The sequence below is a fragment of the Streptomyces sp. NPDC002690 genome (genome assembly GCF_053592415.1).
Genome location: NZ_JBSFVR010000056.1, coordinates 12146 through 28196, shown reverse-complemented (window position 1 = coordinate 28196; position 16051 = coordinate 12146). Strand labels below are relative to the sequence as shown.

The window sequence follows — 16051 nt, the reverse complement described above, 5'->3', positions numbered from 1 at the left end:
TCCAGGTCGGCCCCTCCGAAGGTGACCTGGTATCTGTCGTCCCCCGCCCTGACGGTGTTGCCGCCCCGCCCGCCCGGGCCGGTGTCGGCTCTCCTCCGTACGGCCCGTCCACGTGCGGGTGGGCCGGGTGCCGGGGCGGGGGTGGCAGGATGTTCCTTTCCCCTCGGATCGGACGGCGGTCGCACGGAACATGACGGACCCACTGCGTCGCCCCGGGCGTCGGGCCCTGCTGGTGGCGGGCGGCGGGACCCTGCTGGCCGCGGCCGGCGGCGCGCTGCTCGGCCGCTCCTCGGGAGCGCGCCCCGCCGGTCCTCCTCCTGCCGGGGCGGTCGGTGAGTTCGACGTGTCGGGGGCGGCCGAGGACCTGCCGCTCAGCCCGCTGCGACACGTGTCGGGCCCGCAGTCCCTCTCCTATCCGGACGGCGGCGGGGCTCTGTACGCCCTCCAGGTCGTACCCGCCTCGGTACGGCTCGGGGACGAGGACCGCGCTCCCGGCGGCCGGGAACGGCGGCTGGCCGGGGACCTGTGCGTCTCCCGGCTCTCCGCCTCCGGCGAGCTGACGGCGAGCATGCATCTGCGGGGGTTCGGGCACGGGATGTCGTTCGGCGCCGAGCCCGTGGGCGAGGACGTCTTCCTCTGGGCGGAGTCGGACGCCGATCCGGAGACGGGATACGGCCGGGCCGTGGCCCGCGTCCGCTTCCGGGACGGCGCCGTGGTGGACAGTTCCTCGGCCGAGGTGCGCCACCACCGCCCGTACCCCGGCGCCCGCAAGGTCCATCCCACCCTCGACCTCTCGCACCGTCGCGTCCTGGTGAGCCATTGGACAGGACGGACGCACCGGTACTCCGTCCACGCCATGGACGATTTCGCCGCCGGCCGCCACGAGCCCCTGTGGAGTCTGGAGGACACCGCCCTGCGGAGCGGAGAGACCTTCCAGGGGTGCGCGCTGCGGGGGCGGCTCGTCTATCAGCTGACCGGGAAGCACTACACCGACGAGAAGGGCGCCAATCCGCCGTCCGGTGGCGGCGACACCTACGTGTCCGCGCTCGACGTGCGGACGGGCCGGACCGTGGGGCGCCGGAAGGTGACGGTCGCCCCGGACCTGGAGTTCCGCGAGCCGGAGGGAATCGCCGTGCGTCCCGGTGTCCGTCCGGAGCTCTGCGTCGCCTTCTCGGTCAAGACGCCGGGCCGCCGCGACATCACGGTCTTCTCGTGTCCCCCGTGGGCCGGGGAGCGTCCCGCCGCGCTGTCGCCCCGCACGGCCCGTCCGTGACGGAACGTACGACACCCCTCACCGGACGCACGGTGGTTGGTAACTGTTCGGCATCGAACTACTACCATCTGATCCTTTTTTGCTGTTGAACGTTCACTAAAAGCTTCATGAGTGTCTAAAGTTCGATCGGATGCTTCGCAATCTCCTCACCTGCCGTTCGCATGCCGTTCTCGGCACGGCCAGATTCCCGTGTGAGGTGCGACCTCCTGACCGCATCGGCGACGTAGCCGCGCGTCACGCGCCCCGCGCCACGCACAGATCATGAAGGAGGGCCCTGCCAGAGATGGGCAAGGCACAACGTCAGGCCGCACTGGGCTTCCTCATCACGGCGGTCCTGGTTCTCAGCTTCCTCGCCATGCTGGTGGCGGTCGTCATGGCCTCGCTCCCGGTCTTCGCCGGTGCGGCGGCCGCCAGTTACGCGGCCGACCTGGCACTGCACTCGTCCGACTCGTCGACACTCGACCGGCTGAGGGACTCCCGCTTCGGGCTCACCATCCGCTTCCTGATCCGGCAGTTCCTGCTGCTGGCCCTGTGCGGATCGATCGGCGACCTCGACTCGTTCGTCATCCAGATGACCTCGGTCGGACTGCTTCTCCTCTTCTTCCTGCAGCTCGTCTACGGCGCTCTGCTCAAGCGGGTGAAGTCCGAACGCGCCGCGCTTCCCTTCACCACCCGCGGACTCGACATGGACGCGCTGGGGATCCGGCGGCTGCCGCACCCGTTCCTGATGGACAAGTACGTCCGTAAAACCCTGCACCTGGACATACCGCTCGTCGGCGGGGCGCTCGCCACGGTCGGCACCGGGCGCTGGGAGTTCGTGACCTTCGGAGCCATCGCCACGGTGTGGTTCGCGGCGGTGGCCGTCCTGGTCCTGGTGCCCGGCGCCCGCAACGCGCTCGTCCTGCCGACCCCTGACGACGCCATCGGCGAACTGAACTGGCAGCTCGCGCAGTACCGGCCCCAGGTCGCCCTCTACTTCACCTTCGCCGCCGTCTCCCGGGACTTCATGTACCAGGTGAACATGTGGCTGGAGGCACTGGAGTCACTGGAGCTGCGGCCCATCATCGTGCTCCGGGAACGGGCCACTCTGCGCTTCCTCGACGCCACGTCCGTCCCCGTCGTCTGTGTGCCCAAGGCCGAGTACCTGGCACGGGTGGAGATGCCCGAACTCCGGGTCACGCTCTATCCCGGGAACGCCGGCAAGAACGTCCACATGCTCCAGCGCCACGAGGTGAAGCACGTCTTCATCGGCCACGGCGACAGCGACAAACTCGCCAGCAGCAACCGCGTCAGCAAGGTCTTCGACGAGATCTGGGTGGCCGGGCGAGCCGGGCGCGACCGCTACGAGCGCATCAAGCACGCCGTCACGGCCCAGCAGATCGTCGAGGTCGGCCGCCCGCAGCTGATGCCCCTGGAGCGCTGGAGCGGATCGGTCAGCCAGGACGTGCCCACGGTGATCTACGCCCCCACGTGGGAGGGCTGGACCGACGACGCCTGCTACACCTCCGTCATCCCGTCCGGCGAGCACCTCGTCCGGACGCTCCTCGCCGACGAGCGCAAGCTGCGGATCATCTACAAGCCCCACCCGCTGACGGGCACCCGCTCCCCCGCCGCGGCAGCCGCCCACCGGCGCATCATCTCGCTTCTGCAGGAGGACAACGCCGCCCGCTTCGGCCGCAAGGTCCTCGACTCGAAGTCCGCCGCACGGCAGCTGGCCCGGATCGACAAGAAGCTCGCCGCCCTCCAGGAACGTGGTGTCCGTTCGAGGTACCCGGACCTCACCGAGGAAGACCGGACCATCCGGATCCGCAGACTCCGCGACCAGGCCGGCGCGCTGCACTGGGACTCCCTGCCGGTCGACGCCCACCAGGTGATCACCGGCCGGGTGCCGACGCTGTACGACTGCTTCAACCACTCGGACATGCTGATCGGCGACATGTCGAGCGTGGTCTCCGACTTCGTGGCCACGCGCAAGCCGTACGCGATCTTCAACCTGGACGGCCTGCCGGACGACGAGTTCCGCAACGAACAGCGCACGGCCTACGCCTCGTACCTGATCGACGCGGAGTGCAACGGGCTGGAGACGGCGCTCACCGCCATGTTCTCCCGGGACCAGGACGTCATGGCGCCCTACCGCGAGCAGCTCAAGGACTACCTGCTCGGTCCGGACAACCCGCCGTCCTCGTACCGGTTCGCCCGTGCGGCGACCGACCTCTATCTGCGGGGTCTGCGCGACTTCCCCGTCGAGTACCCGCCCCCTCCGGAGGCGATCACGCCTCCGGACGCGCCCGAGCCCGACCGGCAGCCGCACCGGATCGCCTGACGCGAACGGCCGGGACCGCACGCCGGCGGTCCCGGCCGTGACCGCGGCGGCACGCGGCCACCCAACTCCTACAGGGAGCACAGAACCTTGAGCACCAGCGCCACCCGTCGCCGTACCATCGCCGTCGTCCTCGCCGGCGGCACCGGACAGCGCGTCGGTCTCACTGTTCCCAAGCAATTGCTCAAGATCGCGGGACGGTCGGTCCTCGAACACACCCTGCACGTGTTCGAGAACGTCGACGAGATCGACGAGGTCGTCGTGCTGATGCCCCCGGACCATCGTGCGGAGGCCGAGAGGATCGTCGTCGGCGCGGGACTGGCAAAGGTCTCCCGGGTGCTGGCCGGGGGCAGCACCCGCAACGAAACGACCGACATCGCCATCGAGGCGATCGCCGCCGGCCTCGGCGACGAAGACTGCGACGTGCTGATCCACGACGCCGTGCGTCCGCTGCTCTCGCCCCGCGTGGTGAGGGACTGCGTGGCCGCACTGGAGCTTCACAGCGCCGTGGACGTGGCGATCCCGTCCTCCGACACCGTGATCGTCACGCGCACGCACGGCGAGGACGGCGAGTTCATCACCGAGGTGCCGGAACGCGGCCGGCTGCGGCGCGGCCAGACCCCGCAGGGTTTCCGGCTGTCCACCATCCGCGCCGCCTACCGGCTCGCGGCGGCCGACCCGCTCTTCCGTGCCACGGACGACTGCTCGGTCGTCGTCCGACATCTGCCCGACGTACCCGTGCACGTGGTCATGGGCGACGAACACAACATGAAGATCACGCAGCCCGTCGACGTGTTCATCGCCGACAAGCTCTTCCAGCTGGCGTCCACCACCGCCCCGAAGAGCGGTTCGGACGCCTTCTACCGGGGCGCCCTGGCCGGACGGACCCTCGTCGTGTTCGGCGCTGCCGAGGGCCTCGGCGCCGACCTGGCGCGTCTGGCCGGTGGATACGGGGCACACGTGCGCGCCGTGGGCCACCCCACCGACGGCGAGGACGCCGCGAGGGAACTCGCCGCCGCACGCGCCGACACCGGCCGGATCGACTTCGTGGTGAACACCGCGGGCCGTCTCCCGGTCGGCCGGCTCGCGGAGACCGGCACCGCGGCGATCCAGGAGGCGCTGCGCACCCACTACTTCACGCCGGTCGCCATCGCCCGCGCCGCGCACCCCCACCTGGCCCATGCGAAGGGGCAGTTGCTCCTCCTCACCGGAACCAGCTACACCCGCGGCCGGGCCGGGTACAGCCTGCACTCCTCCGCCAACGCGGCCATGGTCAACCTCACCCAGGCGCTGTCCGAGGAGTGGGCCGAGGACGGCGTCCGGGTCAACTGCCTCAATCCCGAACGGGTTTCGAGCGGGAGCGGACCGCGGAGCGGTGCGGGACGGCACGAGGACACGTCGCCGTCCCCGCGCGCGGCGGCGCGCAGCGCGCTGGACGTGCTGCTCTCGCGCATGTCCGGCCGGGTGATCGACGTACGGACCGCTTCCCCCGCCCAGCAGGGCTCGGCGTTCGACGCGGCGCTGTCGCAGATCCTCGACGCGTCCGAGGACCGTACGACGCTCTGAGCCACAACCAGCCCACAGCAGTCCCGGTGGGGTCATCGGGACGCAATCGGGAGCCCGGCCGGACCGGCTACCCCCAGGAGGACCTCATGAAGATCGCGTTCCTGATGTTCAGCGCGTACGGGCAGGCCGGCACGTCCGTCGCCACCCAGACGCTGGCCAATTCCCTCGCCGCCCGGCAGCACGACGTCGAGCTGGTGAGCCTGTTCCAGTACCACGACGCGCCTCCGCTGCGCTACGCGCCGGGGGTGTCGCTGCGCAGCCTGATGGACACCCGCAACGGCTCCGCCGATCTCGACGAACCGCTGCACTCGGTCCCGTCCGACCACTGCGCGGGGTTCAAGCCGGACGACCGCAACCGCTACAGCCGCCTGGTGGACGAGCGTGCCGCCGCCTATCTCGCCGGCTGCGACGCGGACGTGGTCATCGCGACCGCCCCGAACACCGTCACGCTGCTCGCGGCCTTCGGGACGGGGGCGTACATCACGCTGGGACAAGCGCACACGCACTACCACCACCAGTCCCCCGGCTCGCGGAAGGCGCTCGACGCCGCCATCCCGAAGCTGGACGCGTTCGTCACGGTGACCGCCCGGGACGCCCGGACCCACCAGGACGCGTACGGGGCGGTGGGAACCGTCTTCCACGCCATCCCCAACGCCGTCCCCGGCACCACTCTCCGGTCGGACGTGCGCGGTTCGCGCATCGTGACCTCCTCCGGCCGGATGGTGGACTGGAAGCGGTTCGACCTGCTGATCACCGCGTTCGCCCAGCTCGGCCGGAGGCACCCCGACTGGACCCTGCGCATCTTCGGCAGCGGCGCGGAGAAGGCGGCGCTGCGCAAGCAGATCGACGACCTCGGCGCGAACGACCGCATCCTCCTCATGGGGCACACCAAGCACCTGCGGGAGGAACTGGCCAAGGCCGCGCTGCACACCTCGACCTCGACCGACGAGACGTTCGGTCTGACCATCGTCGAGGCGATGACCTGCGGAGTGCCCGTGCTCAGCACGGCGGGTCCGCACGGCCCCTCCGAGATCATCACCGACGGGGTGGACGGGAGACTGTCCCCGGTCGGCGACGCGGACGCCTTCGCCAAGAACCTGGACCTGCTGATGAGCGACGCCGAGCTGCGCGCGCGGCTCTCCGCGAACGCGCTGGAGGCGTCCACCCGTTACAGCAACGAGGAACAGGCGAAGACGTACGAGAACTTCCTGGCCGGTCTGCTGACGGCCCGGGACTTCCGTCCGGAAGCGCTCTGCCGGTCCACTCCGGCGGGCGACCTGGAGTTCGCCGTCGATCCGGCGACCGCCCCCGGGGGCCACTTCACCGTGCTCTGCGTCAACACGGCGGACGGCCGCCAGGCGCTGTTGGCGGCGCAGGCGGAACGCGCGGTGGACGGGCGTCTCTACGCCGTCGTCCCGGCCCGGCTCCGGCTGGCGCCCGGCACCTGGAACGTGCTGCTGCGCCGTGAGGACGACGGCGTGATGCGCCGGGTGAAGGTCCGTGAGCTCCAGCAGTCCACGAACTCGCTGATCTCGTCGCCGGCCCACACCGGCCCGGTGCGGTTCCGTACGGTGACGCGCTCCGAGGACGAGTGCCTCCAGATCGTCTCGCGCGAGTTCGCCGCCCACGCGGAGGTGCTGTCCGTCGAGACGGCGGGTCCCCACCTCACGGTGCGGGTCTTCGCGCTGGGGGTCGCCGCGCTGCCGGGCGGGCCGCAGGTGGACCTGGCGGGCCAGGGGGCGCAGGTGATCGCGCAGAGCCGCAAGAACGCGGACGCGCAGGTGCTGATCCCCTGCGCGTTCTCGGAGGGGTCGGCGAGCTTCACCGTCGATCTCCAGCAGTACGGCGACCGGATGATCGACCACGACTCCATCTGGGACCTGTCGCTGAGCATTCCGGGGAACCTGACGGTCTCGGGCGAGTCCCACCGGCTGCGGCTGGGACGATTCGGTGACGAGATCATCAAACGCAAGCCCGTCAACGTCTACCCGAAGCGGACCGTCACCACGTCCGGGGGTCGCGCGGTCGCCTTCCATCCGTACTACACCGACAGCAATTACCTGTCGATCGGTCTGAAGCTCGCGTCCTGACGTGGCGTTCTTCCTGTGTTCCACGGCTTCGGGGCGGGGCGGTCCGGCCTCCCGGCACGTCCTCGCCCCCGTACCCGTCCCGGGCACACCGCCGGTCCCGGCCGTGTCTGTCGGGGGCGTGTCCGTCGCGGGCGAGCCGGTCTCAGCCGGGGCGCCGCACGACGGTGGCCGGCTCCATCGCCAGGCCCGGTTCGGGGCGTTGCCTCGCGACGCGGAGGGCACCGTCGCCGTCGATCAGGGCGAGCACGACGCGCCCGTCCGCGTCGTGGGCGAGGGCGGGCGCTCCGGCGGAGTGCTCGCCCGTCGGCGACCACCACACGCCGGCTCCCTCGTTCTCCGTCCCGCAGGCGGTGAGCATGATCCCGCCCTCGCCGTCCCGGTGGGCGAGCACCGTGCAGTCGTACCCGTCGAGGGGGGCCCGCAGAACAGCGGGCCGACCCGTGACGGGCGAGCTGCCGAGGGGAATGGCCCAGGCGCCGGGACGGTGGGCGAAGATGCCTTGGGCGCCCGCGTCGTCCCAGTAGTAGGTGAGGACGTCGGGCGAGGTCTCCAGGGCGACGACGGTGCCGGGCACATGACCGAACGGGATGCCGTGGTCCTCGGTGAAGTCCCCGTCCGGCTGCTTCTGGGTCCAGCGTCTGACCGAGCCGGAGGCTCCCGGGGTTCCGGACGCCACGGGGGCCAATGCCTCGACCCGGCCGGCCGCGGTCGCCGCGAGTACGGCGCCGTCGCCGAGCCCCTTGCCCAGCGCTGTCCACCCGGTCCACTTGCCGCCCTTCTGCTCGCGTCGCAGCAGGAGTCTGCCGTCGGCGTCGCTGACGAGGACGTGGAGCAGTCCGTCAGCTCCGGTGACCACGGTGGGCACGCCGACGCGTGTGCCCTGCTCCCGGTCGCGGTGGGGATTGCCCAAGGAGTGCCACGCCGTGACCGGCCGGCCGGACTGGAACTGTGTGGCGTGGACCAGGTCGACGGTTTCGCCCTCCGCGCGGCGGGCCGAGCGGAGGGCGACGAAGTGCACGAAGCCGGTGGGTCCCTGATGCACCGTCAGCCTGGCGATACCCGGGGCGGGGAATGCCTCCGGCCCTGTCCAGTCCGGTCCACCCGGGCGGGTCTCGGTCCAGCGGAGCAGTTCTCCGTCGCCGAGGGCGTAGGCGGAGAGCCTGCCGTCCTTGCCCCGTACGAGCCACTGGCCGTCAGCCGTTCCGCGTGCGGTGCGGGTACTCTCCGCGGGCTCGGAACCGACTTGGCGGGCGGAGACCTTTCGCTGGGCGTCGCGCCCGGATCTGACCGGCATGGCGTGGAGTCGTCCTTCCCCGTACTTCCCCGGCCGCGTCCGCAGGGGCTCTCGCGGCTCTCCGTCGGGGGGAGGGCCGAACCCGATCATCATAGTTTCCCGGCCGTTTGGCCGAAAGGCACCCTCCGGCCAGGTACGTCCCCCCGGCGGGACGACCCTCGGGGAGGGCCGCGTAACGATCCGCAACCAGATTCGAAGATCATGCGAAGACTTTCCTCGAATTCGAAAATATGTCTATAGTGCACGCTCTCTGTCCGGTGCACGCCCCCTCCTCACGGTGCACCTACGCGGACCGGCCCCACCCGAGTCCTCGCTCCCACCCCGGTCCTCGGCGGCCACGAGATCAAGGAACTCGAGCAGGATGAGCCACGACTCCGTTCCCCAGGACCAGGGACCCGCCCCGCGGGCCGGGTCCCGCAAGAAAAAGGCCCCGCGCAAACGCCGCAGGGGCCTCAAGATCACGCTCGGCATCGTCCTCGTCCTGCTGATCGCGGCAGGCGGCACCGCCTACTGGATGTACCGCGACCTCGACAACAACATCACGGCCGTCGACATCGACTCCAAACTGGTCGAGAAGGAGCGGCCGGAGAAGCTGCCGACGTCCGGGCAGAACATCCTCGTTCTCGGCTCGGACTCACGGGCTGGAGCGGAGAACAAGGAGCTCGGTGGTGGCGGCAGCGTGAGCGGCGCGCGGTCGGACACGGCGATGGTGGTGCACATACCCGAGGGCCGCACGCAGGCCGTCGCGGTCTCCATACCCCGCGACACCCTGGTGACCCGGCCCGAGTGCCTCAAGAGCGACGGCTCCACGATGGCCTCCGCCGATCGCGTCATGTTCAACTCGGTCTACTCGCAGGTGGGTCCGGCCTGCGTCGTCAAGACCGTCGAGAAGATGTCCGGCGTGCGGATCGACCACTATCTGGAGATCAACTTCGCCGGCTTCAAGGGTCTCGTCGACGCCATAGGCGGCGTCACCGTCGAGGTCGACGAGCCCATCAAGGACAGTTCGTCCGGCCTGGACCTCTCCGCCGGCACGCACAAGCTCAACGGCACCGAGTCCCTCGCCTTCGTACGGACCCGCCACGGCATCGGGGACGGCAGCGACCTCGGCCGGATCGGCCTCCAGCAGCAGTTCATGTTCGCGCTGCTCAAGGAGGTCAAGAAGCAGGACCTGCTGGGCAGCCCCACCAAGTCGTACAAGATCGCGAGCGCCGCGACCGAGTCGCTCACCACCGACTCCAGCCTCGCGTCGCTGACCTCCCTCGCGGAGTTCGCCCGTTCGATGAACGGCGTCGACCCGGCGAACATGGAGACGATCATGCTGCCGGTCGAGTACGACAAGGCGGACCCGAACCGGGTGGTGGCCGCGCATCCGCAGTCCGACGACCTGTGGAAGGCGATCCGCACGGATTCCACCATCCCGGAGTCGGCCAAGAAGTCCCCGGCCACCGGCGGCTGACGGATCGTCATTCCCGCCTGTCACGCGAAGGCGGGGCGCCCGGTCCGAGGACCGTGCGCCCCGCCTTCGTACGTCTCACGTCCGGTCGGTGGCCAGTCGGCTGTGCTTGCGCCCGTACGCGAAGTAGATGACGACGCCCAGCGCCATCCAGATCGCGAACCGGAGCCAGGTCTCCACCGGCAGGTTGAGCATCAGCCAGACCGAGGCGGCCACCGACAGGACCGGGAGCACGGGCACCCAGGGGGTACGGAAGGCGCGCGGCAGGTCGGGACGGGTGCGGCGGAGCACGATCACTCCGAGGGCGACCACCACGAAGGCGAAGAGCGTCCCGATGTTCACCAGGGTCGCCAGCTCGTCGATGCTGGTGAAACCCGCGACGACCGCGATGATCACGCCGAGCAGGATCGTCGGACGGTACGGGGTGCCGTACTTGGGGTGGGTCACCGAGAAGAACCGGGGCAGCAGCCCGTCGCGGCTCATCGCGAAGAAGACCCGGGACTGTCCGAGCAGCAGGATCATGCAGACGACGGTGAGCCCGACGGCGGCGCCGAAGCTGATGACACCGGCGTAGAAGGGGTGACCGACCGCCTTGAAGGCGTCGGCCAGTGGGGCGCTGACCGAGAGTTCGGTGTAGTGCTGCATGCCGGTGACCACGACGGAGACGGCGACGTAGAGGACCGTGCAGATCAGGAGCGACCCGAGGATGCCCCGGGGCATGTCCCGCTGTGGGTGCCGGGTCTCCTCGGCCGCGGTGGCGACCACGTCGAAGCCGATGAAGGCGAAGAAGACGATGGAGGCGGCGGTGAAGATGCCCATCACGCCGAAGTTGGTCGGCGAGTAGCCGAACAGCTCCTGGATCAGCGGGGAGTCGAGTCCGCTGCCGGACGGCTGCGGCTCGGCCTCCGGAATGAAGGGCGAGTAGTTCCCGGAGTCGATGAAGAACAACCCGGCGACGATGACGATCAGGACGACGGCCACCTTGATCGCGACGACCACGGTGGTGACCCGCGCGGAGAGCTTCATGCCGAGCACGAGGACGGCGGTGAGGACCAGCACGAGGACGAACGCCAGGAGGTCGAAGCCGAACCCGGACGCCACGTCGGTCCCCTGGAGGGCGTCGGGCAGGGACCAGCCCGCGTTGTCCAGCAGGGATCGTACGTACCCGGACCAGCCGACGGCGACCACCGCCGTGCCCAACGCGAACTCCAGCACCAGGTCCCAGCCGATGATCCAGGCGACCAGCTCGCCGAGCGAGGCGTAGGAGAAGGTGTACGCCGAACCCGCGACGGGGACCGTGGAGGCGAACTCGGCGTAGCAGAGGGCGGCCAACGCGCAGACCACGCCCGCGACCGCGAAGGCGATGGCGGTGGCCGGGCCGGCGGTCTCCTTGGCGACCTTGCCGGTGAGGACGAAGATGCCGGTGCCGATGACCACGCCGACGCCGAAGACGGTGAGGTCGAGGGCGGAGAGCGACTTCTTGAGCGCGTGCTCGGGTTCCTCGGTGTCGCTCAGCGACTGCTCGATCGTCTTGGTCCGGAACAGTCCGTCCCGGCCGGGGGGTGTCCCCTGTTCCACGCTCACCCGCGTACCTCCACGCACTCGTCGTGGGCGCCATCATGGGGAGGCCCCCGGGGCGCGGGACGCCTTGCGGGGCATGTCGCGCGAACGGGCCGGTGCCACCACCCGTACAGGGAGGTGGCACCGGCCCATTCGGCGGTACGCGGGTACACCGGAAGTGCCCGGCGCCGTGCGGTCAGTCGCGGGCGGGCTCCGCGTCTCGGGTCTCGTAGCGGCCGTCGAGCTTGGCGACGAGCCCGGTGACCTGGCGGGCGATGTCCGGGGCGGTGAGGCCGATCTCGGCCATGACCTCGTTGCGGGAGGCGTGGTCGAGGAAGACCGGCGGGATGCCGAAGTCGCGCAGCGGCAGATCGACACCGGCGTCGCGGAGCGCCTGGGCGACCGCGGAGCCGACGCCGCCGACGCGGCTGTTGTCCTCGACGGTGACGACGACCCGGTGCCGGTCCGCGAGCGGTGCCATGGCCTCGTCGACCGGCTTGACCCAGCGGGGGTCGACCACGGTGGTCGTGATGCCCTGGGCGTCGAGCAGGTCGGCGATCTCCAGGCACATGGGCGCGAGCGCGCCGACGGAGACCAGCAGCACGTCCGGCCGGTCGGTGTCGGGGACACGCAGCAGGTCCATGCCGCCGACGGTGCCGACCGCCTTGACGGCCGGGCCGACCGCGCCCTTGGAGAAGCGGACCACGGTGGGCGCGTCGTCGACGTCGACGGCCTCGCGCAGCTGGGCACGGACCTGATCGGCGTCGCGCGGGGCGGCGATCCGCAGGCCGGGCACGCACTGGAGGATCGACATGTCCCACATGCCGTTGTGCGAGGCACCGTCGGTGCCCGTGATGCCGGCCCGGTCCAGGACGAAGGTGACACCGCACTTGTGCAGGGCGACGTCCATCAGGACCTGGTCGAAGGCGCGGTTGAGGAAGGTGGCGTACACCGCGAAGACCGGGTGCAGGCCGCCGGTGGCGAGGCCGGCGGCGGAGACCGCGCCGTGCTGTTCGGCGATGCCGACGTCGTAGATGCGCTCCGGGAAGGCCTCCTCGAACTTGCCGAGGCCGACCGGCTGGAGCATGGCGGCGGTGATAGCGACGATGTCCTCGCGCTCCCGGCCGAGCTTGACCATCTCCTCACCGAAGACGGAGGTCCAGTCGAGACCGGAGGTGGAGATCGGCAGGCCGGTGTCGGGGTGGATCTTGCCCACGGCGTGGAATCGGTCGGCCTCGTCCTGGAGGGCGGGGGTGTAGCCGCGGCCCTTCTCGGTGATGCAGTGGACGATGACCGGTCCGCCGAAGCGCTTGGCGCGCAGCAGGGCGGATTCCAGGGCCTCGATGTCGTGGCCGTCGATGGGGCCGACGTACTTCAGGCCCAGGTCCTCGAACATGCCCTGCGGGGCGATGAAGTCCTTGAGGCCCTTCTTCGCGCCGTGCAGCGTCTCGTAGAGCGGCCGGCCGACGACGGGGGTGCGCTCCAGGAGGTCCTTGCCGCGGGCGAGGAAGCGCTCGTAGCCGTCCGTGGTGCGCAGGGTGGCGAGGTGGTTGGCGAGGCCGCCGATGGTGGGCGCGTAGGAGCGCTCGTTGTCGTTGACGACGATGACGAGCGGGCGGTCCTTGGCGGCGGCGATGTTGTTCAGCGCCTCCCAGGCCATGCCGCCGGTGAGGGCGCCGTCACCGATGACGGCGACGACGTGGTCGTCCTTGCTCAGGACCTCGTTGGCCTTGGCGAGGCCGTCGGCCCAGCCGAGGACCGTGGAGGCGTGCGAGTTCTCGATGACGTCGTGCGCGGACTCGGCGCGTGAGGGGTAGCCGGAGAGGCCGCCCTTGCTCTTGAGCCGGGAGAAGTCCTGGCGCCCCGTGAGGAGCTTGTGCACGTAGCTCTGGTGGCCGGTGTCGAAGAGGACCTTGTCGCGGGGCGACTCGAAGACCCGGTGCAGGGCGATGGTCAGCTCGACCACGCCCAGGTTGGGGCCCAGGTGCCCACCGGTCTTGGACACGGCGTCGACCAGGAACGTACGGATCTCCCCGGCGAGCTGTTCCAGCTGGTCGAGGCTGAGCCGGTCCAGGTCGCGCGGTCCCTCGATGCGGGTCAGCAGGTCCACCCGTGCCTCCTTGCGTGTGAGCTGGTCGAGCGTGTCGATTTGGACGAGTCTAATGTTCCGGCCCGGGGCCGGAGCATCGGGCGGTGCGTTCCTTCTCACGCCCGGAGTCCCGAGGAGCGGGACGCCCCCGCCAGAACCTCGCGCTGCGTGCTCCTACCCCGGAACCCCCCGCCATCCTCATCGAACAGGATGGGAACGGCCTGAAGACGGACGCGCGGGTGCCCGGCACCCCCTGGGGGACGCCGGGCACCCGCGCGGAGCCGTGGTTCAGGCGCGGCCCGCCGTCTTCTGGGTCTTGCGGGTGACGGAGTCGATGCAGACCGTCGCCAGGAGGACGGCACCCGTGATCATGTACTGGACCGGGGTGGCGATGCCTTCGAGGTTCAGACCGTACTGGATGGAGACGATCACCATCACGCCGAGGAGGGCGTTCCAGGTGCGGCCCCGGCCACCGAAGAGGCTGGTGCCACCGATGACGGCCGCCGCGATGACGTTCATCAGCAGGTCGCCGGTACCGGCGCTCTGGTTGGCGGACGCGATCTTGGAGGCCCAGAACAGGCCGCCGATGGCCCCGAAGGTACCGGCGATGGCGAACACCGAGACGCGGATCGCGGTGACGTTGATACCGGCGCGGCGGGAGGCCTCGACGCTGCCACCGAGGGCGAAGATCTTCCGGCCGTAGGCCGTACGGCGCAGGACGAAGTCCGTGACGACCAGGGCGACGATGAAGAGCACGAACGCCAGGGGCAGACCGCGGTCCTGGTTGAACATGAACGCGGCGGCGAAGGCGAAGACCGCCAGGACGACCGTGCGCACGATGATGTCGGAGAGCGGGCGGGACGGGACCCCGGCCGCCTCACGGCGACGGCTGTCGAAGAAGGCCGACAGGAAGAACGCCGCCACACCCACGATCGCGAGGCCGTAGGCCGCGGCGACGTCGGTGAAGTAGTACGTCGTCATCTGGCCGACGACGCCCTTGCTGTCCAGGTTGATGGTGCCCGTGTCGCCGAGCAGGTTGAGCATGAAGCCGAGCCAGAACAGCAGGCCGGCCAGGGTGACGGCGAACGCCGGGGCGCCGATCTTGGCGAAGAAGAAGCCGTGGATCGCGCCGATCACCGCACCGCTGATGATGGCGATGAGAATGGCGAGCCATTCGTTCATGCCGTGCGTGATGGTGAGCACCGCGACGAGGGCACCCGAGACACCGCTGACGGAGCCGACCGAGAGGTCGATCTCACCGAGCAGCAGCACGAAGATGATGCCGACGGCCATCATGCCGGTGGCGACCATCGTGACCGAGATGTCGGTGATGTTCTTCGCGGAGAGGAACTCGGAGTTCATGCTCTGGAAGACGACGCAGATGACGACCAGACCGATGATGACCGGGAGCGAGCCCAGGTCACCGGCGCTGATCTTGCGCTTGAACTCGCTGAAGTAGCCGCCCAGGCCCTGCTCGCGGACGAGCAGCCGGGGGTCGACCGCGGTGGCGGCGCCGTCGGCGGCCTCCTGGTTGACGACCGGCGATTCCGCCGTGGCGGTGGAGGTCTTGTCCGTGGTCACTTCGAAACCTCCGCGGTGCGCGCCGCACGACGGGTCACGGCGTTGTCCGTGGCTCCCGTGATGGCAGAGATGATCTCTTCGTGCGAGGTGGTCTTCACGTCGAAGACGCCGTTGTTGTGGCCCAGGCGCAGCACGGCGACCTTGTCGGCCACCGCCTTGACGTCGGCCATGTTGTGGCTGATGAGGATGACCGCGAGACCGCGCTCGCGCAGCCGCTCGACCAGGTCGAGGACCTGGGCGGTCTGCTCGACGCCGAGGGCGGCCGTCGGCTCGTCGAGGATGACCAGCTTCGGGTCACCGAGCATCGAACGCGCGATGGCCACCGTCTGGCGCTGACCGCCGGAGAGGGAGGCGATCGGGATACGGACGCTGGGGATGCGGATGGAGAGCGTGGAGAGCAGCTCGCGGGAGCGGCGCTCCATCTCGACCTCGTCGAGGACGCCGAAGCGGCGCAGCTCCCGGCCGAGGTAGAGGTTGCCCACGACATCGAGGTTGTCGCAGAGGGCGAGGTCCTGGTAGACCGTCGCGATGCCCAGCCCCTGGGAGTCCTGGGGGCGGTTGATGTGGACCGGCTTGCCCTCCCACTCGATGACGCCGTCATCGATGGGGTGGACACCGGCAATGGTCTTGACCAGCGTTGATTTACCGGCGCCGTTGTCGCCCACCAGGGCGACCACTTCACCGGCGTGGACCTCGAGCTCGACTTCGGTGAGTACCTGTACGGCACCGAATCGCTTCGAGATCCCTCGCAACGCCAACACGGGCGTAGCGGACACGTGAACCATCTCCTTCGCCGCCTGACCGGCGGGGATGCCGCGCCTG

At 70.0% G+C, this 16051-nt stretch carries 10 protein-coding genes; 5 read left to right on the top strand and 5 right to left on the bottom strand.

Annotation, left to right across the window (positions count from 1 at the left end; all coding sequences use genetic code 11):
• Positions 1–190: 190 nt before the first annotated feature.
• From ACWD3D_RS10650 to ACWD3D_RS10635, 4 genes are all read left to right on the top strand, one after another.
• Positions 191–1273, top strand: a complete 1083-nt coding sequence (locus ACWD3D_RS10650) for a phage baseplate protein (protein WP_451460530.1) — start codon at positions 191–193, stop codon at positions 1271–1273.
• A gap of 283 nt (positions 1274–1556) precedes the next feature.
• Positions 1557–3596: a hypothetical protein gene (locus tag ACWD3D_RS10645; protein ID WP_451460529.1), complete on the top strand. Its 2040-nt coding sequence runs from the start codon at positions 1557–1559 to the stop codon at positions 3594–3596.
• An 87-nt stretch (positions 3597–3683) separates the two neighbouring features.
• The gene (locus ACWD3D_RS10640) at positions 3684–5159 is read left to right on the top strand and encodes an SDR family oxidoreductase (protein ID WP_451460528.1); all 1476 of its coding nucleotides are present in this window, start codon (positions 3684–3686) and stop codon (positions 5157–5159) included.
• Between the two features lie 86 nt (positions 5160–5245).
• Entirely contained in the window at positions 5246–7249 is a 2004-nt protein-coding gene (locus tag ACWD3D_RS10635; RefSeq protein ID WP_451460527.1) for a glycosyltransferase, read from the top strand.
• 142 nt (positions 7250–7391) lie between these two features.
• Here the strand turns inward: ACWD3D_RS10635 and ACWD3D_RS10630 are convergent, their stop codons facing one another.
• Positions 7392–8543, bottom strand: coding sequence for a hypothetical protein (locus ACWD3D_RS10630; RefSeq protein ID WP_451460526.1), 1152 nt, complete (start codon positions 8541–8543; stop codon positions 7392–7394).
• A 361-nt stretch (positions 8544–8904) separates the two neighbouring features.
• Between ACWD3D_RS10630 and ACWD3D_RS10625 the strand changes: the two genes are divergently transcribed.
• A complete protein-coding gene (locus tag ACWD3D_RS10625) occupies positions 8905–10002 on the top strand; it encodes an LCP family protein (RefSeq protein WP_451460525.1) in 1098 nt (365 codons plus the stop codon).
• Between the two features lie 75 nt (positions 10003–10077).
• Here the strand turns inward: ACWD3D_RS10625 and ACWD3D_RS10620 are convergent, their stop codons facing one another.
• From ACWD3D_RS10620 to ACWD3D_RS10605, 4 genes are all read right to left on the bottom strand, one after another.
• Complete coding sequence (locus tag ACWD3D_RS10620; protein ID WP_451460524.1) at positions 10078–11583, bottom strand: amino acid permease; 1506 nt, start codon at positions 11581–11583, stop codon at positions 10078–10080.
• A 172-nt stretch (positions 11584–11755) separates the two neighbouring features.
• Entirely contained in the window at positions 11756–13669 is a 1914-nt protein-coding gene (gene dxs / locus ACWD3D_RS10615) for a 1-deoxy-D-xylulose-5-phosphate synthase (RefSeq protein ID WP_451460523.1), read from the bottom strand.
• 267 nt (positions 13670–13936) lie between these two features.
• Positions 13937–15229 carry a sugar ABC transporter permease gene (locus tag ACWD3D_RS10610; protein ID WP_451460522.1) on the bottom strand — a complete coding sequence of 431 codons (1293 nt, stop codon included), beginning with the start codon at positions 15227–15229 and terminating at the stop codon, positions 13937–13939.
• Positions 15226–16014: an ATP-binding cassette domain-containing protein gene (locus ACWD3D_RS10605; RefSeq protein WP_328718746.1), complete on the bottom strand. Its 789-nt coding sequence runs from the start codon at positions 16012–16014 to the stop codon at positions 15226–15228. Before ACWD3D_RS10605 ends, ACWD3D_RS10610 begins: the two co-directional genes overlap by 4 nt.
• Between the last annotated feature and the right edge of the window lie 37 nt (positions 16015–16051).

What these genes read in the sequence shown, in the direction of transcription:
- ACWD3D_RS10635 (WP_451460527.1), top strand. Translation starts at nt 5,246, where the DNA reads ATGAAGATCGCGTTCCTGATGTTCAGCGCGTACGGGCAGGCCGGCACG.
- ACWD3D_RS10605 (WP_328718746.1), bottom strand. Translation starts at nt 16,014, where the DNA reads ATGGTTCACGTGTCCGCTACGCCCGTGTTGGCGTTGCGAGGGATCTCG.
- ACWD3D_RS10625 (WP_451460525.1), top strand. Translation starts at nt 8,905, where the DNA reads ATGAGCCACGACTCCGTTCCCCAGGACCAGGGACCCGCCCCGCGGGCC.
- ACWD3D_RS10630 (WP_451460526.1), bottom strand. Translation starts at nt 8,543, where the DNA reads ATGCCGGTCAGATCCGGGCGCGACGCCCAGCGAAAGGTCTCCGCCCGC.
- ACWD3D_RS10650 (WP_451460530.1), top strand. Translation starts at nt 191, where the DNA reads ATGACGGACCCACTGCGTCGCCCCGGGCGTCGGGCCCTGCTGGTGGCG.
- ACWD3D_RS10645 (WP_451460529.1), top strand. Translation starts at nt 1,557, where the DNA reads ATGGGCAAGGCACAACGTCAGGCCGCACTGGGCTTCCTCATCACGGCG.